The sequence below is a fragment of the Streptococcus sp. HJ1 genome (genome assembly GCF_052399005.1).
GTDB lineage: Bacteria > Bacillota > Bacilli > Lactobacillales > Streptococcaceae > Streptococcus.
Window position 1 is genome coordinate 1,554,867 of sequence record NZ_CP199005.1, and the last position, 21,180, is coordinate 1,576,046.

General features: G+C 41.3%; 20 protein-coding genes. 1 reads left to right on the top strand and 19 read right to left on the bottom strand.

Annotation, left to right across the window (positions count from 1 at the left end):
* Positions 1 to 2: 2 nt before the first annotated feature.
* The 8 genes from ftsZ to pbp2b all read right to left on the bottom strand — a co-directional run bounded on the left by ftsZ (position 3) and on the right by pbp2b (position 9,578).
* Positions 3 to 1,259, bottom strand: a complete 1,257-nt coding sequence (gene ftsZ / locus ACT17O_RS07840; protein WP_000144263.1) for a cell division protein FtsZ — start codon at positions 1,257 to 1,259, stop codon at positions 3 to 5.
* Positions 1,260 to 1,275: 16 nt separating this feature from the next.
* Positions 1,276 to 2,646: a cell division protein FtsA gene (gene ftsA, locus ACT17O_RS07845; RefSeq protein ID WP_444817383.1), complete on the bottom strand. Its 1,371-nt coding sequence runs from the start codon at positions 2,644 to 2,646 to the stop codon at positions 1,276 to 1,278.
* A gap of 215 nt (positions 2,647 to 2,861) precedes the next feature.
* A complete protein-coding gene (locus tag ACT17O_RS07850; protein ID WP_444817384.1) occupies positions 2,862 to 3,566 on the bottom strand; it encodes a YwaF family protein in 705 nt (234 codons plus the stop codon).
* Positions 3,567 to 3,656: 90 nt separating this feature from the next.
* Positions 3,657 to 4,268: an NUDIX hydrolase N-terminal domain-containing protein gene (locus tag ACT17O_RS07855; protein ID WP_033630078.1), complete on the bottom strand. Its 612-nt coding sequence runs from the start codon at positions 4,266 to 4,268 to the stop codon at positions 3,657 to 3,659.
* Positions 4,255 to 5,628 carry a UDP-N-acetylmuramoyl-tripeptide--D-alanyl-D-alanine ligase gene (locus tag ACT17O_RS07860; protein WP_444817385.1) on the bottom strand — a complete coding sequence of 458 codons (1,374 nt, stop codon included), beginning with the start codon at positions 5,626 to 5,628 and terminating at the stop codon, positions 4,255 to 4,257. The genes ACT17O_RS07855 and ACT17O_RS07860 overlap by 14 nt, the downstream gene beginning before the upstream one ends.
* Before the next feature lie 83 nt (positions 5,629 to 5,711).
* Positions 5,712 to 6,755, bottom strand: coding sequence for a D-alanine--D-alanine ligase (locus ACT17O_RS07865; RefSeq protein ID WP_444817386.1), 1,044 nt, complete (start codon positions 6,753 to 6,755; stop codon positions 5,712 to 5,714).
* A gap of 173 nt (positions 6,756 to 6,928) precedes the next feature.
* The gene (gene recR / locus ACT17O_RS07870) at positions 6,929 to 7,525 is read right to left on the bottom strand and encodes a recombination mediator RecR (protein WP_444817387.1); all 597 of its coding nucleotides are present in this window, start codon (positions 7,523 to 7,525) and stop codon (positions 6,929 to 6,931) included.
* Between the two features lie 10 nt (positions 7,526 to 7,535).
* Positions 7,536 to 9,578: a penicillin-binding protein PBP2B gene (gene pbp2b, locus ACT17O_RS07875; protein ID WP_444817388.1), complete on the bottom strand. Its 2,043-nt coding sequence runs from the start codon at positions 9,576 to 9,578 to the stop codon at positions 7,536 to 7,538.
* Positions 9,579 to 9,833: 255 nt separating this feature from the next.
* On the opposite strand from pbp2b, the gene ACT17O_RS07880 reads away from it, so the two are divergent.
* On the top strand, positions 9,834 to 10,685 hold the full coding sequence (locus tag ACT17O_RS07880; protein WP_049505654.1) for a MurR/RpiR family transcriptional regulator: 852 nt from the start codon (positions 9,834 to 9,836) through the stop codon (positions 10,683 to 10,685).
* Here the strand turns inward: ACT17O_RS07880 and ACT17O_RS07885 are convergent.
* The 11 genes from ACT17O_RS07885 to ACT17O_RS07935 form a co-directional block, all read right to left on the bottom strand.
* Entirely contained in the window at positions 10,672 to 10,803 is a 132-nt protein-coding gene (locus ACT17O_RS07885) for a hypothetical protein (RefSeq protein ID WP_444817389.1), read from the bottom strand. The two genes, ACT17O_RS07880 and ACT17O_RS07885, sit on opposite strands and share 14 nt — an antisense overlap.
* A 176-nt stretch (positions 10,804 to 10,979) precedes the next feature.
* Positions 10,980 to 11,744 carry a class I SAM-dependent methyltransferase gene (locus tag ACT17O_RS07890; protein WP_444817390.1) on the bottom strand — a complete coding sequence of 255 codons (765 nt, stop codon included), beginning with the start codon at positions 11,742 to 11,744 and terminating at the stop codon, positions 10,980 to 10,982.
* Between the two features lie 349 nt (positions 11,745 to 12,093).
* Positions 12,094 to 12,978 (bottom strand): ROK family protein, encoded by an 885-nt coding sequence (locus ACT17O_RS07895; RefSeq protein ID WP_314978246.1) that lies wholly within the window; start codon positions 12,976 to 12,978, stop codon positions 12,094 to 12,096.
* A 17-nt stretch (positions 12,979 to 12,995) separates the two neighbouring features.
* A complete protein-coding gene (locus ACT17O_RS07900; RefSeq protein ID WP_247930900.1) occupies positions 12,996 to 13,913 on the bottom strand; it encodes a dihydrodipicolinate synthase family protein in 918 nt (305 codons plus the stop codon).
* A gap of 171 nt (positions 13,914 to 14,084) precedes the next feature.
* A complete protein-coding gene (locus tag ACT17O_RS07905) occupies positions 14,085 to 14,729 on the bottom strand; it encodes a YesL family protein (RefSeq protein ID WP_049520433.1) in 645 nt (214 codons plus the stop codon).
* 20 nt (positions 14,730 to 14,749) lie between these two features.
* The gene (locus ACT17O_RS07910) at positions 14,750 to 15,202 is read right to left on the bottom strand and encodes a YhcH/YjgK/YiaL family protein (RefSeq protein ID WP_314978243.1); all 453 of its coding nucleotides are present in this window, start codon (positions 15,200 to 15,202) and stop codon (positions 14,750 to 14,752) included.
* Between the two features lie 389 nt (positions 15,203 to 15,591).
* Positions 15,592 to 16,431 (bottom strand): carbohydrate ABC transporter permease, encoded by an 840-nt coding sequence (locus tag ACT17O_RS07915; RefSeq protein ID WP_001183243.1) that lies wholly within the window; start codon positions 16,429 to 16,431, stop codon positions 15,592 to 15,594.
* Positions 16,432 to 16,446: 15 nt separating this feature from the next.
* Positions 16,447 to 17,313, bottom strand: a complete 867-nt coding sequence (locus tag ACT17O_RS07920) for a carbohydrate ABC transporter permease (RefSeq protein ID WP_161801140.1) — start codon at positions 17,311 to 17,313, stop codon at positions 16,447 to 16,449.
* A 219-nt stretch (positions 17,314 to 17,532) separates the two neighbouring features.
* Complete coding sequence (locus tag ACT17O_RS07925; RefSeq protein WP_278276262.1) at positions 17,533 to 18,861, bottom strand: extracellular solute-binding protein; 1,329 nt, start codon at positions 18,859 to 18,861, stop codon at positions 17,533 to 17,535.
* Positions 18,862 to 18,974: 113 nt separating this feature from the next.
* Positions 18,975 to 19,673, bottom strand: a complete 699-nt coding sequence (locus ACT17O_RS07930; protein WP_001135645.1) for an N-acetylmannosamine-6-phosphate 2-epimerase — start codon at positions 19,671 to 19,673, stop codon at positions 18,975 to 18,977.
* A gap of 319 nt (positions 19,674 to 19,992) precedes the next feature.
* Positions 19,993 to 20,973, bottom strand: coding sequence for an acetylxylan esterase (locus ACT17O_RS07935; protein WP_444817391.1), 981 nt, complete (start codon positions 20,971 to 20,973; stop codon positions 19,993 to 19,995).
* Positions 20,974 to 21,180 lie beyond the last annotated feature (207 nt).

A 21,180-nucleotide genomic window follows, 5' to 3' on the forward strand; every position in this document is an offset into this window, starting at 1 on the left:
GATTAACGATTTTTGAAGAATGGAGGTGTATCCAATTCATCTTCATCTTGTGAAACTGGTGTTTCGAAGCGTTCTACTGGTGAAACAACGGGATCTGTTTGGCGAACAATAGACTCACGACGCAAGTCCCAGTCTCCAAAAGCAGACGCTTGGTTTGTTTCAAAACGACGTGGACTTGATTTAGGCAATTCTGCTGTCTCTTCCAAGTCGAATTGACGGTCAAATGTGTGCGCTTGTGGAGCTTTAGTTGTTGGACGTCCAACTGGTTGGTTGTTACGAGCTCCAACTACTTTTTCCACTCGCTCTTGACGAACACCTGTCGCTACAACTGTAACACGGATTTCATCCTTCATGCTTTCGTCAATTGATGTTCCAAGCCAGATGTTTACACCTTGACCAGCTGCTTGGTTGACGATTTCTGAAGCTTCTTCTGCTTCAATCAAAGTCAAGTCAAGACCACCAGTAACGTTGACGATGACATCCTCTGCTCCATCGATAGTTGTTTCAAGCAGTGGAGAGTAAATTGCTTTACGAGCCGCTTCAACAACGCGTTCTTCACCACTACCGATACCGATACCCATAAGAGCATTTCCTTTGTTTGCCATTACAGTTTTCACGTCAGCAAAGTCAAGGTTAATCAATCCTGGGTTCGTGATCAAGTCAGTAATCCCTTGAACACCTTGGCGAAGAACGTTATCTGCTTCGCTAAGAGCTTCAAGAAGTGGCGTTTTCTTATCAACGATTTCAAGCAAGTTGTTGTTAGAGATAATCAACAAAGTATCAACATGCTCGCGAAGTTCGTTGATTCCTTCTACAGCGTACTGACCACGTTTGCTTCCTTCAAATCCGAAAGGACGTGTCACAACACCAACTGTAAGAGCACCAAGATCTTTGGCGATACGTGCAATAACAGGGGCTGCACCTGTACCAGATCCACCACCCATACCTGCAGTGATAAAGACCATGTCTGCTCCAGTGATAGCTTCCGTCAAAGCTTCTTCACTTTCTTCTGCAGCTTTACGTCCAACTTCTGGACGACCTCCAGCACCCAAACCACGAGTCAATTTAGGACCAAGTTGGATAACTGTTTCTGCTTTCGTACTACTAAGGGCTTGTACATCAGTGTTGGCTGCGATAAATTCTACACCAGCAACACCTTCGTCAACCATGCGGTTAATGGCATTACCACCACCACCACCGACACCAATTACCTTAATAACTGCGCCTTGAGCTGCTGCTGTATCAAATGAAAATGTCATAATTTCTTATCCTCTTTTATTCATCAAACATGCTTCCGATCAAACCACGGAAACGTTCTGTTAGCTTCGGTTTACTTTGAGAACTTGCTTGGAATTCTTCCTTGGGAGCAACTGGAGCTTCCTGCACAGTTTCAGCTGGAGTTGCTTGTGCTGGACTTGGTTGCGCTACTGGATTCAAACGTTGATTTGGAATGCCAAAGTTGATTGGTTTTTGACGAAGGAATTCATCTCCTTTAACTGCTTTTTGGGCAAGAAGATTGACTTCAGTCAATTTACCAGCAAACTCAGACAAGCTAATCACGTGCGCAAATGCAGGGTTGCGAATTCCAACTTGATTTGGTACATAGAGTTTTACGCGAACACCAAATACTTCTTGAGCTAATTCAACAATTCCTGGTAAAATTGCATTTCCACCGATAAGGACGATACCTCCTGGCAAATCCAACAAGTGTCTTCTTTCCAACTCTTGTTTGATTTGGTCGAAGATATGTTTGATGCGTGCTGAGATAATTTCTGCCAAATAGCTTTCTGTTACTTCAACAGGTTCTACTTCACCAATTACTTCAACTTGGAAAGTTTCGTTACTTGCAAGTGGAACGTAAGCTTCACCATAGTTCAGTTTCAAACTTTCTGCAATTTTTTGAGAAGTTTTCAAGACTTTAGAAATGTCTTTAGTAACGTAATCTCCACCTTCTTGGTAGATGTTAGTGAACTGCAATTCTTGGTTACGGATAGTCGCTACAGTAGTCTGACCTCCACCCATGTCAATGACAGTCGCACCAAATTCACGTTCACCTTCATTGAGAACGGAGTTCACGATTGCCAAAGGTGAAATAATCACATTATCAACATGAATGCCTACACGCTCAACTGTCTTGCGAAGATTGTGTAGAATTGTACGAGGACCTGTGTAAAGCAGACCACGCATTTCCAAACGAACACCCATCATACCACGAGGGTCACGGATGCCTTGGAATCCATCCACGATGAATTCTTCTGGAATAAAGGTAATCACTTCACGGTCAGGAGTCATGCTCTTTGTCAAAGCTGATTTGACAACATTTTCAACATCTTGATCTGTGATTTCTTTAGTATCTGAAGTTACAGGAATCATTCCTTGTGTTGGTTCAACCTGCAAGAGGTTTGCTGGAAGGCCAACGTTAACAGACTTAATAGAAATACCCGCTTTCTCTTCTGCCTGTGTGATTGCAGATTTGATTGCTGAAGCAGCTGCTTCAATATCAACAATAATTCCGTCTTTTACACCTTTACTTTTGGCATTACTAACACCAATTACATTTACTTCGCCATCTCTATGCTCAGCTACTAGCACTTTAATCGAGCTAGTTCCGATATCTAAGCCTGTAAAAAAACCATCTCTAGTCATTACATCGCATCCTCTCTGTCTTCCAAGTTTCTCACTTCTATTTAATAACTATGTTTGGGCATAGCTATTCAAAGAATATTATAACACAAAAAATCTTATTGTGCTTAGATTTTGATAAATTTCCTAGTCATTTTTCACTTTTTATTTCTATTTTTTTATCTTAACAGCCTTACTTTAAAAAAGTATCGTTTTTTACAAAAAAAGAAAGCTTATACTTAAGCTTTCTTCACAAGTATTTTTTCTGCTTTCTGCTCTAAAAAAACTTCTAATACTTTCTTGGTCAAACTAATAGCTGTAGCTAATATCAGCGACACAATCAGATAATTAGTAACTAAGCCATGATCACCAACCAATGGTGGCTTTGTCAAGAACCCATAATCTCCTCCAGTCACTAAATTAACCACAAAAATTAGAGCATTAAGTGAAAAGGTTAATAAAACAATCCGCTTAACATCCAATAATCTAGAGTCATACTGTCTAAATAAGTAAACCAAAGAATTCCCTAGAAGAGCTAGGTGACCAAAAATGAAAGACAGGATGGCTATGTGGGGAAAAGGATAGGCATCTGGTACTGGATAAACAAAAGCTGCCAGCGTTCCAAAAATTCCAAGTAGAGAAAAATATTGCTTGTACATTGACTTACCAGGAAGTAATAGCACTACAAACATCGCCATACGACAATGATAAAATGGTAAACTTTCTGACAGCGGCATGTGATTTCCCCAGTACCAACTATAGAGAAGAATCAACTGGACAGCTTGTAAAATTTGGAAAAAACGTTGATAGACTTTTTTATCGTAATAGCGATAAGAAGCATAGAAGGTCAAAGCTAATAAAGTAAATATACTTACATACCAGACAAGATCAAATTGGGGTGGTTCTGTGGCTTTCGTCGTAAAGAAAATATCCCATAAATTCATTTAATATTCCTCATTATATTTCAAAATCTTCTCACATATTATACCATGCCAATAGAAAAAAATGAATTCAGAAATACGATAATAATCTTCTCAGTCAAAATATTGGTCTCTTTGTCCTTGATGAATCTGCCAAAGAATCTCCATTTGTTCTTTTGTGATGCGTTTTTCAGATAAGGCTGGCAATTGGTCAATGGCAAAAAATTGAAGCTCAGCAATTTCTTGATTCTCTTGAAATTGTCCATCAAGAAGTTGGCATTCAAAGACAAACTTTGCATATTGTTTGCTCTGCAGTTGGAAACGATTGGTGTCAAAAACTGCAAGTAACCTTTCAGCTTTTGCTGTAAAGCCGGTTTCTTCTTCAATTTCTTTAAGAATATTTTCGGTTGGAGAATAGCCAACTTCACCAAAACCACCTGGCAAAGCCCAACTATCCTCCCCTTTTCCTCTAACTAAACAGACTTTTTCATCCTCAACAATCCAAGCACGGACGTCCATCAGAGGAGTTGCATAAGCGGACGTTGGTTTCAAGACTTCTGCCACTTCTTCTGCATCGAGGTCTGATACCTGATTCAACATTTCAGATAACAGGATTCGCAAGTCCTCGTAGCGCTCACGGTCGAAAGGATCTTTTGTAAAGGTTAATCCAGTATCCGTAATGGCTAGCATTCTTTGCAGATACTTGGTAAAATCACTTGCATTCATTTTCTAAACTTTCTACCAGCTTGGCTAGATTCATGGAGTTCGATCCTTTGAGCAAAATTTGGTCATTGGCACCGAGTCTTTCCTTAACCTGCTTGACTAGGTCTTCAAATTGATCCTCGTCAGCTGTTTTCTTGAAGTAGAAAACGTGACCGATCGGGAACATTTGACTAGCCAATTGGCTTAATTCCGCAATATCTTCTCCATAGAAAATCACGGTATCCAGTACATCTGGGGAAAGACTTAAAATCATCTGGTTATGGAGTTGGACAGACTGGTCGCCGAGTTCCTTCATATCCGCTAAGACAGCGATTTTCTTGCCCCCTTCATTAGCTGGAATGGCAGAGAATGTCTCCAAAATCAACTTCATAGCAGTTGGATTGGCATTGTAGACATCTGACAGGATATCTGCTCCATTGGCTGCTTTCTTCCACTCAGTACGATTACGGGTCAATTCTAGGTTCTGAAAGGCCTGATGAATCTGTTCCTCTGAAACTCCTTCTTGTAGAGCCACATAAGCAGCAATCATAGCATTGGTGGCATTGTACTTACCTGTCACTGGCAAATCGAGGGCTTGTCCCAAAAAATTAGCTTTAAAAGTTAGACTATCCTTGCGCTCAATCAAGTCTGTAATTTCCAATTCTGTCCCTTGCCCAAAACGGACCACTTTTTTATCTGTAGGCAAGTAGTCCTCTACGATCGGGTCAGCTGGTGCCAAAAGCAAAGAATCTGGTGCCATACCATCAGCAATTTGCATCTTCCCTTTAGCAATCTCCGAACGGTCTTTGAAAAAGGCCAAATGAGCCTCTCCAACCAAGGTCACAATGGCTGTCTTAGGATGAGCCAATTCAGACAAGAGATGGATATCACCCAAGTGATCCTGCCCCATCTCCAAGACCAGCTTTTCTGTTCCTTCAGGCATATGGAGAACCGTGTAGGGAAGGCCAATCTCGTTATTGTAATTGCCTTGAGTTTTGTAGGTTTTGTAGGTTGTTGACAGTAAGTGCGCCAACATATCCTTGGTCGTTGTCTTGCCATTTGAACCCGTAACAGCAAAGACATCAACAGCTGTCTTTGCAAGATAGTAGGCTGCGAGAGTTTGAAAGGCAGACAACACGTCGTCTACTAGAATGTAGGGATGATTTGCAACCTCTTTCTCAGACAAAGTTACTACTGCACCATTTTCAAAAGCTGTTTCGATAAAGTCATGACCATCACGCGCACCTTTAAGTGGCACAAACAAATCACCTGTCCCAATCAAACGACTGTCAAACTCAGCCTTTTCTAACTGAGCATCCGCAAAAAGACTAACATCATTTTTAGCTCCAACAGCTTGGGCAACTTCATGGATTGTTAATTTCATTTCTACTCCTTTAAAAAGGGTTGAAGTCCGAGAACTCGACTCACCTTGCAGTGATCGTTCTGGCTTCTACCCTCTCTTTCATTTTATAGCAAATGCGCTTCGCGCTTGTCAAAACTTTGCTTAGCAAGGTCAACCAAACGCTCGATTAGTTCTGGGTAGCTGATTCCCATATTGTCCCAAAGTAGTGGATACATAGACCACTGGGTAAAACCTGGCATGGTATTAAGCTCGTTTAGGAAAATCTCGCCCTTATCTGTATAGAAGAAATCACAACGAGACAGACCGAGGCCACCAATCGCACGGAAGGCTGTTTCTGCATTATGACGCATGACAGCTACCACATCATCACTAATCTTTGCTGGGATGTCCATGGTAATCTTGTTATCGATATATTTGGCATCATAGTCATAAAAGGCAACATCCTTGACCACTTCACCCGGCAAAGTGCTCTTAACATCGTAGTTGCCCAAGAGACCAACCTCGATTTCACGCGCATTTACCCCTTGCTCTACCAAGACACGGCTGTCATATTGGAAGGCGAGTTCCAAGGCTTGACGGAGTTCTTCTTGGTTTTCAGACTTAGAAATACCGACACTTGAACCCATATTGGACGGCTTCGTGAAGACTGGATAAGTCAATTTTTTTTCAACTTCAGCGATTTTAGCAGTCACATCATCGCCTTCAACGATGGCCACATAAGGTACTTGGGCAATCCCAGCAGACTCCAAGACACGCTTGGTCGTGATTTTATCCATGGCAAGACTGGATGACAAGATGTTACAACCAACGTAAGGCATTTTCAAAACTTCTAAGAATCCTTGAACTGAGCCATCTTCTCCCATCGGACCGTGAAGAACTGGAAAGACCACTGCACCTTCTTCGTAGATGGCACTTGGCGCGATTTTCTTGTCCCAGTCAATGGTCTTATTAGTCATGAGACGATCTTCTTGACCTGGAGTCTGGCTAAATTCTTGCGTTTTAATAAAGTCACCTGACTGGCTGATGAAGAAAGTCTTGACTGTGAAACGGTCGTAGTTGACCGCACGCATAACACTTTCAGCTGAAAGGACAGAGACTTCACGCTCTGCACTACGCCCACCGTATAAAAGAATAATCGTTTGTTTCATATTGCTTGTCCTAATTCTAATAGAATACTCGTTCTTTAGTATATCATATTTGCTTCTTTTTTGAAACTTGAACATGGTACTAGAATTCAAGAAACATAAAAGAGACCTATAACATCAAAGTCGGTCTCCTTAATTTTCTTATGAATAAATTTAGTTCGTAAATTTGTCTACTCCTACAACTCTGTCCGATTTTCAATGGCTCGTAAGAGTGTGACTTCGTCCGCATACTCGATATCTGCTCCCACGGCTAGACCTCGTGCTAGGCGAGTGACCTTGATGCCAGCTGGCTTGAGGAGACGAGAGAGATACATCGATGTCGCTTCTCCATCCGCTGTCGCATTGGTTGCCACGATCACTTCTGAAACCTCACTATCCATAAGACGAGTCATGAGACTCTTGAGGTTGATATCGTCTGGGCTGATACCATTCATCGGAGAAATGAGGCCGTGTAAAACATGGTAAAGTCCGTGGTATTCTTGGATGTTTTCCATAGCAGCAACATCTCGGCTATCCTCCAGAACCAGAATCGTAGACTGGTCACGGCTAGGATCGGTACAGATAGAACAAGGATCATCATCGGTCAAGCGTCCACAAATAGAGCAATAGGTCAATTCACGCTTGGCTGCAAGAAGATTTTTTGCAAATTCATTGACGTCATCATCCGACATCCCAATGGTATAAAAGGCCAGTCGAGTTGCTGTCTTAATCCCGATACCCGGAAGTTTAGAATAACTGTCAATCAGCTTAGCTATAGGTGTTGGGTAAAGCATGGCTTCCTTTCTAGTTCATTGGATGGTGTTGGTTGTATAGATTGATAATGTCGCGAGCAATCGAAGGTCCGACACCATTAGTTAGATTCGTATTATGCGGGAAAACAACTGCGACTGCAATCTGCGGATTATCGGTTGGCGCATAGGCTACGGCGTTGGTATTGTCGGAATTTTGGCCGCCATTGACGTAACTTTCGGCTGTACCGGTTTTTCCGCTGATGGAGACTGCTGCCCCATTTGAAAAGGCACGACCTGTCGTAAGAGCACTTGTCCCGTGCGATACTTGGTAAAATCCTTGTTGCAAGATAGACATGTCAGACTCAGAAATATTAATCTTATTCATTTCCGTGCTGTCATTTTGCTTAATGAGTTCTCCTAGACCGCCTTGTTCGTTGTTGTCGTAGACTCCTTCCACGATATGAGGAGCTAAGCGGACACCATTATTGGCAATCGTTGCTACATACTGAGCTAACTGCATCGGTGTGTAGTTATCAAACTGCCCAAAGGCATTATTTAGATAGTTGGCCAAATCGTAGTCTTTAGGAATAAAGCCTGTTGACTCATCTGGTAAATCGATCCCTGTTGACACGCCCAAACCATATTCACCAAAGGTTGAACGAAGTTTTCCCATGGCAGATTCAAGATTGTTGGTTCCTACTGTCATATTCGGCTGATAAGTTTGCCCCATGATGCCAAGAGCTGTCTGGACCATGTAGGTATTGGATGAATACTCCAAGGCCTCAACGGCTGTAATCGGGAAAGAACCGTAATAAGGGGTATACCAGGAATTGATCGGAGCAGAACCTTGGAAGACGATTGGTTGATCTGTCAGGGTTTGATTTCCTGACAAGACTCCATTTTCCCAACCAGAGCTAAGGGTTGCTGCCTTAACAACAGATCCTGGCACAAAGACGTTGGTTATTGTTCCAAGCGAATCTGAACTTAATTTACCGGATTCGACATCATGCTTGACACCCGACATCGCCAAAACTGCACCGGTTTTAGGATTGAGGGCTACGGCGTAGACTCCTTCAGAGTATTTGGCTCCACCGTTACCCAACTCTGAGTTGAAGTAGCTCTTGAGTAGGTCGTCCACACCATTCTGGAAAGCTAGGTCAACCGTTAACTTGATGTTGTTTCCTTTGCTTCCTTCTTCGATATTTTCCACACTTTCCATATTTCCGTGTTTGTCGAGGTGGATTTCCTTGACGGAGCGTTTGCCTTGAAGAACATCTTCATATTGCTTTTCAAGATAGGAAGTTCCCACTCGGTCATTGAGAGAATAGCCTTTTTTGAGATAGGCATCAACTTCTTCTGCTGGAAGTCCTGACTTCTCATTTGAAACGCTACCGACGATTGTCGATAAAGATGTATCCAGTACTTTACGATCCCATGAAGTTGAAATACTGATACCTGGTAATTCCTTGGATGCTGATGCAACGAGAGCAACTTGGGTATCATCTAAGGCATCCGTAGAAATGGTTCCCGTTGCAAAATTTTCAACAGCATTGAGCTGACTAAAGAGATAGATTTCCTTTTTCTGGTCATCTGTATAATTAAGTTGACTCACGTCAATGCTTTCAACCGCATTATTGTAAAGTGTCGCTTCTGATAAACGATTCCCATCTGAATCCAGGCGTTTATCGCTTGGCAAGGATTCGACTGTTTTTTTGTAAATATCCTGGTCCGCCAAGTAGTAGTCTGCAATCTGTCGATCTGTCAGATCAGGGGAGGTTACATTTACATATGTAAGGAGTTTCTTGGCTGTCTCCTTCAATTCAGCTGCCGTCATTTTATTGTTTCGTGTGAAAGAAACAACCTGCTTGACAGTGTTTTCTACCAAGGGTTTCCCTGCTGCATCATAGATCTGTCCACGAGCTGAACTGGTTGTCACCCTTGTTTGGCTGGCTGAGGCCAATTTTGTTTCATAGAAATCTTTATTGAGCACCTGCATGTATAACAAACGACCAATAATGGCCATAAAGAGCAGGATGACAATCGCAAATAGTAAATTAAGCCGAATCGGAATCGAATGGCTATTAAATTTTCTCATACAACTAAGACTCTTTTCTAGAAAAATTCCCGATTTCCACCTTTATTTTCCCTAAAATAATAGAGTAAATAGGTGAATCTCAGTACATTTCATTGTACCATATTTTACGGAGAAACTCTTGGAAAAGTCGAAGCATTTTTTGACTTTTAACTGAAAATGCCTTTTTATTTGGTTATCCTATTTTCTATGATATAATGATAGTAATAGTTAGGAAAGCGTTAACCTTTAAGACTTTGACTCATAAAAAGGAGCCTCATGAACAAGCCAGATATCGCAACCATAATCGACCTCCATTTTGAAGAATTAACCGAGCTCGAGCAAGAAATCGCTCGCTATTTTTTGCAAGCTGAAACGATCCAAGATGATCTCTCTTCTCAGCAAGTTACCCAGAAATTACATATCTCCCAAGCAGCCTTGACCCGCTTTGCCAAAAAGTGTGGTTTTACAGGCTACCGAGAGTTCGTCTTTCAATACCAGCATCAGGCTAGTAAACCGGACACTCATTCGCACAAACACAGTCCTTTGACCAAACGTGTTTTACGAAGCTACAGTATCATGCGAGAACAAACTCAGGATTTGATCGACGAAGAACAACTGGAACGAGTTGCCCAATTAATCGATGACGCAGAACGAGTTTACTTCTTTGGGACGGGAAGTTCTGGTCTGATAGCCCGTGAAATGAAACTCCGTTTTATGCGATTAGGTGTGGTCTGTGAAGCTTTGACCGACCAGGATGGCTTTGCTTGGACGACCAGTATCATGGATGAAAACTGTTTGGTGCTTGGCTTTTCTCTATCAGGAACTACTCAATCCGTCCTCGATAGTTTGTTGGATGCCAAGGAAATGGGGGCCAAGACCATTCTCTTTACCAGCGCTCCAAACAAAAATAGTCAGGCCTATACCGAAACAGTCCTTGTCGCAAGTCATAGTCAATCTTCTTACATCCAGCGTATTTCCGCTCAACTCCCTATGCTCATTTTAATAGATTTGATTTATGCCTACTTTTTAGAAATCAATCGCGAGAGCAAAGAAAAAATCTTTAACAGCTATTGGGAAAATAAAAAGCTCAACGGCTATCGTAGACAAAAACGCGTTAGAAAATCCTAGTTTGGCTCAACCAAACTAGGATTGTTTTGTTATGAAATGGTAATAGACTCATAGGTGGGCTTGCCAATCTTTCTCCTTGCGCTAATGCTTTTTTATCTGGGCTTTTCAATTCTTCCATAAATCTTCCATTCCATTTTTGAATGTTTGACATCAAAAAAAGGAAGTAGCGACTATGTGCTGCTTTTACTTCCTCTCTAATTTTATTTAATTATTTTGCTTCGACAAAGTGAGTTTTAGATTTTAACCCTTCAGGAACATAAAATGAGCTATTCTCCTGAAGTATGTTCTATAAGTTTATAGTTTAATGCAGAGTGTAGCGATATAATCATTTCCATACCGTGATAATCGATGTCTTTTGTCACATGATTCATAAAAATCGATCATAGCGAGACCGTTTTTTAGTTGTCCTCTAATCTGTGTTTCTAAGGTATGGCTAAATTCATATCCATATTCTGGATTGATGGTGATTTTGCCTTCCTCTTCAAGCTCTCTTGAATTAAAAGGTAGTGAAAACTTTAACAGTAATTCCTCATCGGGTTTGTCCCATACAGTGTCAGCATCATACATGTAGATCCAGGGATTCATAAATCCGACCATTAACAAACCGCCCTTTTTCAATACGCGAGAGGCTTCTTTATACATGTTTTCTAAATCTTCTATGTATACATTTGAAACCGGATTAAAAACAATATCAAAAGTTTCATTTTCAAATGGAAATGGTTTTGTCATATCACCTTGAACGGTATTGATTTTTAAGCCTTCTCGTTTTGCAACCATTTCATCTCTTTCTAATTGTGATTTAGAAAAATCCATAATGGTGACATCATAACCTTTTGCAGCAAAAACGGGACCCTGCTGTCCACCACCACAAGCTAACCCTAATATCTTTTTCCCGTTTGCTTTTTCAAACCATTCTATCGGAACTTTTTTCCCAACAGTTAAGGCAACAGAAATTGGATGTTTTCTAACTTCTTCTAATTCTTCCTGTGTCAATGGCTCAGTATAGTCGTTTTTTACATTATTCCATCTATTTTCATTTAATTTTATATAATTACTCATCTTATAATCTCCTCGTAATTTTATATGATTTCGATTTCAGGTGAATAGGTTGCCATCACAGTTTTTTCACCTCTACAAATTCTAATTTGTCAATTTTTCGTCCATCTCATTATATCATTTTTCCACATTTTCCCATTTAGTCAAGCTAAATATCAATTAAATGGATGATAGAATTGCTCTCGCCTTGTAGTTCATCATCTAGTCTTAACTTCTTATGCAAGGTGGTTATTTTCTCCTAGTTTCTCACGATTACCTCCTTTGGCTCAAATTTTCAATAAAAAAAGAATTAAGCAAAACAGTTTTCACTCGAGTAGTGATTCCGTGTTCTGCTTAATTCTATAGTTCCAAACTAGGATTGTTTTGTTTTGAAATGATAATAGGCTCCCAACATCCCTGCTGTATTTTGGTGATGGGCAAATTCCAATCGTGTTTTTTCAGCTAGGCTTGGCACCAAGGCCGCCTTCAAGGCTGTACGGATCTTCGGTTTGAGGATAGCCTCTTGTCCCATGATACCTCCACCGAGAATGACCACTTCTGGATTGGCAACGTAGCAAATATTTGCCAGACCTTTTCCTAAATAGTCTACCATGCGGTCAATGCCAGCCATACAGATCTTGTTTCCTTCGGTAGCTTCCTTGAAAATGCGTCGGCCATTCCACTGATCAACTGAATCTCCATGAGCTGTTGCTACATACTCAACCAAGGCTGTCGTAGAAGCAAGATCCTGAAAAGCTCCATCCTGCATGTGCATGTAACCGACTTCGCAGGCCGAATTGCTAAATCCATGGAAGACTTTCCCATCCATAATCAAGCAACCACCGATACCTGTTCCAATGGTCAAGCAAAGTGTGATACTCGCTCCCTTGCCTGAACCAGATACTGCCTCAGCCAGACCTGCACAGTTGACATCATTTTCAATTTCACAAGGAATCGCAAAACTCGTCTCGATTTCCTTCTTGAACTGGGTTCCTGCATAGTTGGGAATCTGAGGACCAGCGTAGAAAATCTCACCCTTATCTGGATCCACCATCCCAGCAGAAGAAATGGCAACACCTGCTACTGGGCCTTTTTCTAAATAGCTGGCTACGATATCTTTTGTCTTTTGTAAGATATGAGGTCCACCCTTATGCGCCTCGGTTGGCATTTCATGCGATTCAACAAGTTGGCCTTCTTGGTCAATCAAACCATATTTGATATTGGTTCCACCGATATCAATTGCAACGTAGTGTGTCATAAATACCTCCTTATGGATTAGAGGAAGCGCTCCTTGGTTTCACGAATCAATTGCGCTGCTGCTTCTACAACTGGTCGATCTTCTTCAGTCACTGGCGTCAATGGTGAACGAACTGAACCAATGTTCAAGCCTTCATTGATTTTCAAGACTTCCTTAATCACACCGTACATATTTCCATGTGCAGAAGTGAGTTTACCAATGATTGCATTGATAGCGTATTGCAATTCACGCGCTGTTTCCAAGTCTTTCTCAGCAATCAACTGATTGAGTTTCAAGAAGAGTTCTGGCATCGCACCATAAGTACCACCGATACCAGCCTTAGCACCCATGAGACGGCCACCTAGGAATTGTTCATCTGGGCCATTGAATACGATGTGGTCTTCTCCACCAAGGCTGACAAAGGTTTGGATATCTTGAACTGGCATAGAAGAGTTCTTAACACCGATAACACGTGGATTCTTCAACATTTCTGTGTAGAGGCTTGGAGTCAACGCAACACCCGCTAACTGAGGAATGTTGTAAATCACGTAATCTGTGTTTGGAGCTGCAGCACTGATATCGTTCCAGTATTTGGCAACTGAGTACTCAGGCAAGCGGAAGTAAATCGGTGGAATCGTTGCAATAGCATCTACTCCCAAGCTTTCTGCGTGGCGAGCAAGTTCCATACTATCTTTGGTATTGTTGCAAGCTACGTGAGCGATGATAGTCAATTTGCCCTTGGCAACTGCCATGACTTCTTCCAAAATCAACTTGCGATCTGCCACACTTTGGTAGATACATTCACCAGAAGAACCATTGACATAGAGACCTTGAACACCCTTATCAATGAAGTATTGGACCAAGGCGCGCGTACGCTCTGGACTGACTTCTCCTTGATCATCATAACATGCGTAGAAGGCTGGAATGACACCTTCGTATTTTTTCAAATCTGACATAGATTTTCTCCTAAGATTTCTTTTTTTCTGCTGAGAGCAGTTCTATTTTTTACAAGTTTAGTATACACCTTGTGAAAATCGCTTTCAATATCTTGTATACACTTAGATTTTAGTTTCTACTTGTATTTTAGAAACTGTAACGATTGAAAGTAGTTTCAGAAACAAGTCATCCTACTGGTATTTGGCGAAAATTTTCTCCATCAATCCTGCTTGGAGAAAGACCAGCAAACCAAAACCAAAGAGGATAAAGGCTGACCCACCCAAAAGGAGAGTGAAGGCGGATAGATAAAGAACCATCACTATGAGAAAGAGAATAGCTAACATGAGGAAGAACCATGGAAAGTTAAAACTTGCCAAGATAAGCCCTTTTTGCAGCACTTCTTTCCAAGACAAATCATAGCGCGCAGCGATGGGATAACTAGCTAGCATCACCAGAGTGACGAAGATGAGAATCCCCAAACAAATAGCTTTCACAACCTGGAAAGGCAAAGCTGTCTGACCCCAGAAGAGATAGAGATCTAGAAGGCTTAATGACACAATGCCTAACTCCAGCAAACCTAACTGGAAACCCAGTTTCAGATTTTGCTTGAAGGCTCTTAGATAAGTTCTAAAGACTGGTACCCGTCTGCTTCTCTTAATCTCAAACATGGTTTCATAGAGGCTGATTTTTGCCACTCCAATCGTCACGATGGGCAAACAAGAGACGACAAAAAGAAGATTGACTGTCACGATATCCAAGACCTTCTCACTGAAACGCATGAGAAAATTATCTGTATCAAATGCTGCCTTGATAAGGCTTACCCCTTTTTGTGCCATGTTTGCTCCTCCTAATTCTTTTAATCAATCAAAATTTTAAAGAGATATTTGCGAACCTTTTCTTCCATCCCTGCGTAGCCATTTGGCTGATGCGGTTCTCCTGGGAAGAAAATCGCAAAATTGTGATAACCCAACAAGAGTGGGTAGCGTTCATGACAATGGACAAAACCAATGTCGCTCGCTTCATCGAATGCTACCGCCTCGTCTTTGATACGTGAACCGTAGCTCGAATATTCATGCCCTTCTACCAGCAAATGCAAGTCTGCATAGTTCTTATGATGCTCAAATTGATCATTTTCAGCTTGATTGAGGACATTTTCCTGAACAACTAGAAAGACCTTATCCCCGTCAATCTCATACTTACCGATTTCGAAAGAATCCTTACGGTGCTGATAGAGATAGTCGATAGCCTTGTCTAGATTAGGATGGATTCCCTTGTAAAAGGCGATGTTTTTCAAATCGTCAAAAATCATACTGTTTCCTTCGTTTCTGATAGTTACTAGTTTTCAGTTCCGATTCATCTTTTCTCTATTTCCCTGTAATAATGCGGACGGAAGCAAATTTCTTCGGTATTTCATTCCTAATTTTTGAGCCTTTTGCTCTTTCATCGTCAGTCTCAAAAATTCCGTCTAAGATAAGCGTAAGATGCTTATCTTAGATACCACTAAAGCGGGAAATAGTTACCATAAAACGAACCTACTCTAACTAGTATCATGAAAAGAGTTCATTCTTAAGTTTATAAGTGTCTGACAAAACTTCACGAAGTAACTGCATACTCTCCATTTTGTAGACACTTATAACTCTATATTTCCATGGCATGTCAAGACCACTTCTGCAATCTTGATACACTAATTTACTTTTCTTAACCTTTGACCGCTCCCATAGTAATACCCTGAGTGAAGGATTTTTGGAAGACAAGGAAGACGGTTACGATTGGCACGGCTGCAAGAGCTGCACCCGCCATGATCAAACCATAGTTGGTTGCCATTTCGGCCTGCATGGTCGCAACCCCGAGTGAGATGGTCAAGTTTTGACGTGAAGTCAACATAACCAACTGCATAAAGTAGTCGTTCCAAGTATTGATGAAGGTAAAGATCGCAAGAGCTGCAAATCCTGGTTTCACAATAGGGAAGGCTACGCTCCAGAAGGTACGAATCTCACCACAACCGTCGATTTTAGCTGATTCAAGCAATTCTGTCGGGATATTTTCACTGAATTGTTTCATAAGGAAGACCCCAAATGGCCATCCGATCAAAGGCAAAATCACTGCCCAAAGTGTATCGTGAATTCCCATGAAATTGACGATACGTACCAATGGTACAAGGACAACTTGTTTTGGAAGAGCCATGGCAGCGATAAAGACTGCAAAGAGGATGCGTTGACCATAGAAACGTTTCTTAGCCAAGACATAACCTGCTAGAGAAGAGGTTGCACAGACTAGGAACATGGTTACCAGTGAGATAAATACAGAGTTCCACATCCACTGCATAGCAGGGTTTTGCACCATGAGTTGTTGGAAATTTTCCATGGTTGGCATTTTAGGGAACCATTGTGGTGGAATCATAATGGTATCAGGCTGTGATTTGAAGGCCCCTGTCAAGATCCAGTAGAATGGAAAGATGAACAGCACGGTCAACAAGAGCAAGATAATCGTTGAAATAACAGTGAAAGCTGTTAAGGGTTTCTTTTGTGTAGGTTGCATAACTGTCTCCTTTCTTTAGTATTCTACGTCGTTTCCGAGGATCTTGAATTGAGCAAAGCTGACAATGGCAATCATCACTGCCAAGAAGACACCGATGGTATTTGCATAGCCGTATTCTGTCAATTGGAAGGCTTTTTCGTAAAGGTAGTACATCAAGGTACTTGTTGAGTAGTTTGGACCACCAGAAGTCAAGAGCTGAATCAAGGCGAAACATTGGAATGAGTTGATGGTTGTGATGATCGCGATGTAAAGAGTTGTTGGAAGAAGGCTAGGCCATTTGATCTTCCAGAACACTTGGAACTCAGTCGCACCGTCAACACGCGCTGCTTCAACAAGTGAGTTGTCAATATTCCCCATAGCAGCGATATAAAGGATAATCGGTTGACCAACAGATGTTGTCAAAAGGATGATCATAATCGCTAGTAAAGCCCAGTTTTTGTCACCCAGCCAAGAAATGTTTTGGCTAATGATATGGCTTGACTTAAGGACAAAGTTTAGAATCCCTGATAGTGGATCATAGATCCATTTCCATACAACCGTTACGGCAACACTACCTGTAACTACAGGAAGGAAGAAGACGAAACGATAGAAAGAACGGGCAATGGCATTTTGATGATAGGTTTGAGATGCTACAAAGAGCGAGAAGAGAACCACAATCGGAACAGATCCAATAACCAGGATAACGGTATTGATCAAAGACTTCACAAAGACAGGGTCTTTAAACATGCGAATGTAGTTGTCCAAGCCCACAAACTCAAATTTAGTCATGGAGTAGTTAAAGAAACTTGTAATGAATCCCATAATCATAGGAGCCAAGACAAAGATGACAAAGAAGAATAACACTGGTGCTAGGAAAGCGTAGGAAATCACTGTTTCCCGCATACGAATTTTATTGACTTTCACAGTCGGCACCTCTCTTTCAAATAGAATAGTTTTTGATTTTCTTGAACTGTTTTAAAACCAAAATGAAATTTTTTAAGATTCGCTTATGTAAGAACTTCATTTTAATTTCGTGACAGTTCCTACCATTTCAAACAAAAGTCCCCCTTTTCTTACACCGTAGTGCACAGGGAAAAGGGGGGAATCAATCTGACTTAGTGCTTATTGTTTTGTAGCTTTTTTGATGGTTTCGTTAGCTTTTTCAGTGAAGGCTTTCAAAGCATCCGCTGGTTTTTCGTCACCATTTGATACAGATTGCAACATTGGGAACCAAAGTGTTCTCATTTCAGCAAATCCATCGATAGTGTTGTAGTATGGTGAGTAGTATTTAGTCCAGCCACTGATTGTTTCCATACGTTTGTCTTCATAAAGTTTGCCAAATGAAGTACGAACTGGGAAGGCACCTGTACGAACTACGTCTTTAGGACCCCATTCTTTGTCATCTGCGATGAATTGAACGAATTTCTTAGCAGCTGCGACTTTCTTATCGTCTTTGTTATTAAATACTGCAAATCCGTTTACAAGGTATTCAAGAGATGGTTTACCAGAGTCTGATGGGAATGGTACTTCTACCACTTCTACCTTACTTGCTTCCAAGAGTTTCGCTTGGATACCGTTTTGAGCTGGTGCCCAAAGGATTGTGTATGAAGTTTGACCGTTGGCAAAGTTTTGGATGTCTGCTCCACCGTCAAATTGTGAACCATTGTTCAACAAACCGTCTTTAATCCAGCTAGCCGCTTTTTCAAGACCTTTGACGAATTTAGGATCGTCTGTTGTATATTTGGTTACGTCTTTGTCTGTTACAGAACCGCCATAAAGGTTTGCAACGAAGGCACGTGTTCCTTGGTCTCCCCCTTGACCAGAACTGAACAATGAACCTGGTGTGTAGCCTTTATCTTTAAGCGCTTTCAAAACTTTTTCAAAGTCATCAGTTGTCCAACCTTCTTTTACAAGGTTTGCAACTCCAGCATCTTCCAACATTTTCTTGTTCATAGCCATGTAGAATGGAGCTGAACTGATTGGATACATGTAAGCTTTGTCTCCAGCCTTACTTGCTTGTACGATGTTTTCGTTGTTGACATCTTTGACGAATTCGTCTGTGAAAAGGTCGTTCAACTCAGCCAATTTACCATTTTTACCGTATTGGATGATACGTCCTGGTGCGTCAAAGAGTACGTCTGGCGCTGTTCCCGCTTCGATAGCTGTTGTGATCTTTTCTGGACCTGACTTGAAGTCGATGGTTTCCAATTTCACTTTTACATCTGGATTTGCTTTTTCAAAAGCTTCGATGATTGATTTTTCATAAGTTCCAACACCGTCACCAGTTTTTTCTTGTGTGAAGACTGGGAATGCCCACCAAGTGATTTCTGTTTTCCCGCTATCGCTACTAGAGCTTCCAGCATCTTTACTTCCACCAGAGTTACCACAAGCCGCAAGGCCAAGAATCGCAGCACCCGCAAGTACTGTACAAGCTAGTTTTCTAAATTTCATTTGTATTCTCCTAATTGATAAGCGTATCCATATTGGATAATGAGTTCTTTATATTTGTATACGTTTTCATTTTGTCCGACGCATCGACCACTCTCCTCTGCTTTGAGATTGTGTTATTTAAGACCGGCAACAAAGCGCTCCGTAATCTCTTTTGGTCTAGTAATCGCTCCACCGACAACGATGCCTCGCACCCCATATTCAAGGATTTGCTTAGCTTGTTCTGGTGTATGAATCTTCCCTTCAGCGATGACATCCACACCTGCTTCACACAGTTTTTTGATCAGTTCAAAGTCTGGACCATCTACCTTAGGACTATAAGAGGTATAACCTGATAGGGTTGTTCCAACAAAATCAATTCCTGCTTCAACCGCTGCTATTCCCTCTTCAAAGGTACTGGTATCAGCCATCAAGAGTTGATGCGGATATTTTTCTTTGACTTGTCGGATAAAGTCCTGAATTTCCAAACCGTCGTAACGTTCACGTTTGGTGCAATCCAGAGCAATGACCTCGATGTCTAGTTCAGCCAGTTCATCCACTTCTTTCATAGTAGCTGTAATGAAAGGCTCCTGTGGCGGATAGTCACGTTTGATAATCCCGATAATCGGGAGTTTCGTAACCTCCTTAATCTCCTTGATATCGCGAACACTGTTTGCTCGGATACCGACTGCTCCACCTTGCTCAGCCGCTTTGACTAGCAAGGGAATGACTCCTCCCGCTTCTGTATAAAGCGGTTCGTGAGGAAGTGCCTGGCAAGAGACAATGATTCCATCTTTGATTTGTTCAATCAAGGCTTCTTTGCTGATCTGTGGCATCCTCTTTCCTCCCTTTCTTGTTCTTATGGGCTTATTATATATCATTTGTTAAGCGCTTTCAATAGCTTGTGGTAGAATAGATTTCAGTTTCAAAACTATTTTATAGAACAGACTATCCTGAAAGTAGTTTCAGACTTCTTATGATTTTGACTTTTTTGTAGAACGATTCAAGTGTTTTATATTTCCATACAAAAATTATCCCAATTACAAATAGGTTACTCTCTATTTTTAAATCAGATTTAATAAAAATTAAAAAGAAGATTTTATATTATTTCCAATAATCTAATATAAAAAGAGAGCTCCTGGGCTCTCTCATTCATCACTTCACATATTTAAAAGGAATCTCACTACCACAGAGCCAGTTATAAACTTGGTCATTGACAAAAACATTCATGGCTTCGTGAGCATACTCAGGCATGATGCGATAGGTCTTATCACATGTCAGACGGTTGTATATCGCAAACTGGGTAATGGGATAGCAAACATCGTCGTCCAAGCCCGTAATCATCTTGACCTCACCTTGAATACGATGGGCAAGATTTTTCACATCGATATAGGCAAGGGTCGCCATGATTTCCTCCTCTGTTTCATGGAAGGGATCGTGGAACTTGAAATAACGGAAAAGTTCGTCATAGGCTTCACTGGTATTGCCAATCTCAAGCACTCGTCTAAAATCTGACAAAAAAGGATAGATGGCAACTGTTTTCCGAATCCGAGGATTGAGAGCAGCTGCAACCAAAGCTAAAGCACCGCCTTGTGAGGCACCATAGCTAGAAAGTCTTTCCTCATCTACCTGTGACAGACTAGCAACAATTTCGATCAACTGGTAAATATCCAGATAGACATCCTTATAAAAGAGCTGGTCTCGACCTTCAACAGCACCACGGATGATGTGTCCCTTAACCGTATTTCCTAGTGGAGAGCGCAAGCTGTCTTGCGAATAACCTGACTGGCCTCGGACATCCATAGAAACAACACCGTAACCAGCCACAGTATAGGCTAGCATGTCAGCCCAATCCCAACCACGGCCCATGTACCCATGGAAATGGAAGATTAACGGAACCTTCTCCTCAGTCTTTGGAAGGACGATTCGTGCATAGACCTTGCCTTCATTAGTTCCTTCAAAGGTCAGTTCATAACACTTGACTTGAGGAATATGAAAATCCCTTTCCTCCAACTGGTAGGCAGGAAGGACTGAAACTTTTTTGACCTCTTCATCCCAAAAAGCATCAAAGTCTTCTGGAACCTCATCCCTTCCTTTATAAGTCTTGATTTCTTCTAACAAAGCTGGATTTTTCATAGCATGCTCCTTTCGATTTGTAATCGCTATCATAACTCTAGCATATCTAGGAAGGCAATGCAAGAAAGAATGCTAAATAGAAAGTGATTTTAGATTCTCTTTCCTCAAACCTATCGTCTGAAAGTAGTTTTAAAAATAAAAAGAGCGTTTCCGCTCTCTGTGTATCAATAGGTGCTAGCTCCTTTCTCTAGTTTGACGGTTTGGAAT

Bases quoted from the DNA above. Each gene is read 5' to 3' on its own strand.
- ftsZ (WP_000144263.1), bottom strand. From the start codon at position 1,259: ATGACATTTTCATTTGATACAGCAGCAGCTCAAGGCGCAGTTATTAAG.
- ftsA (WP_444817383.1), bottom strand. From the start codon at position 2,646: ATGACTAGAGATGGTTTTTTTACAGGCTTAGATATCGGAACTAGCTCG.
- ACT17O_RS07850 (WP_444817384.1), bottom strand. From the start codon at position 3,566: ATGAATTTATGGGATATTTTCTTTACGACGAAAGCCACAGAACCACCC.
- ACT17O_RS07855 (WP_033630078.1), bottom strand. From the start codon at position 4,268: ATGAATGCAAGTGATTTTACCAAGTATCTGCAAAGAATGCTAGCCATT.
- ACT17O_RS07860 (WP_444817385.1), bottom strand. From the start codon at position 5,628: ATGAAATTAACAATCCATGAAGTTGCCCAAGCTGTTGGAGCTAAAAAT.
- ACT17O_RS07865 (WP_444817386.1), bottom strand. From the start codon at position 6,755: ATGAAACAAACGATTATTCTTTTATACGGTGGGCGTAGTGCAGAGCGT.
- recR (WP_444817387.1), bottom strand. From the start codon at position 7,525: ATGCTTTACCCAACACCTATAGCTAAGCTGATTGACAGTTATTCTAAA.
- pbp2b (WP_444817388.1), bottom strand. From the start codon at position 9,578: ATGAGAAAATTTAATAGCCATTCGATTCCGATTCGGCTTAATTTACTA.
- ACT17O_RS07880 (WP_049505654.1), top strand. From the start codon at position 9,834: ATGAACAAGCCAGATATCGCAACCATAATCGACCTCCATTTTGAAGAA.
- ACT17O_RS07885 (WP_444817389.1), bottom strand. From the start codon at position 10,803: ATGGAAGAATTGAAAAGCCCAGATAAAAAAGCATTAGCGCAAGGAGAA.
- ACT17O_RS07890 (WP_444817390.1), bottom strand. From the start codon at position 11,744: ATGAGTAATTATATAAAATTAAATGAAAATAGATGGAATAATGTAAAA.
- ACT17O_RS07895 (WP_314978246.1), bottom strand. From the start codon at position 12,978: ATGACACACTACGTTGCAATTGATATCGGTGGAACCAATATCAAATAT.
- ACT17O_RS07900 (WP_247930900.1), bottom strand. From the start codon at position 13,913: ATGTCAGATTTGAAAAAATACGAAGGTGTCATTCCAGCCTTCTACGCA.
- ACT17O_RS07905 (WP_049520433.1), bottom strand. From the start codon at position 14,729: ATGGCACAAAAAGGGGTAAGCCTTATCAAGGCAGCATTTGATACAGAT.
- ACT17O_RS07910 (WP_314978243.1), bottom strand. From the start codon at position 15,202: ATGATTTTTGACGATTTGAAAAACATCGCCTTTTACAAGGGAATCCAT.
- ACT17O_RS07915 (WP_001183243.1), bottom strand. From the start codon at position 16,431: ATGCAACCTACACAAAAGAAACCCTTAACAGCTTTCACTGTTATTTCA.
- ACT17O_RS07920 (WP_161801140.1), bottom strand. From the start codon at position 17,313: ATGCGGGAAACAGTGATTTCCTACGCTTTCCTAGCACCAGTGTTATTC.
- ACT17O_RS07925 (WP_278276262.1), bottom strand. From the start codon at position 18,861: ATGAAATTTAGAAAACTAGCTTGTACAGTACTTGCGGGTGCTGCGATT.
- ACT17O_RS07930 (WP_001135645.1), bottom strand. From the start codon at position 19,673: ATGCCACAGATCAGCAAAGAAGCCTTGATTGAACAAATCAAAGATGGA.
- ACT17O_RS07935 (WP_444817391.1), bottom strand. From the start codon at position 20,973: ATGAAAAATCCAGCTTTGTTAGAAGAAATCAAGACTTATAAAGGAAGG.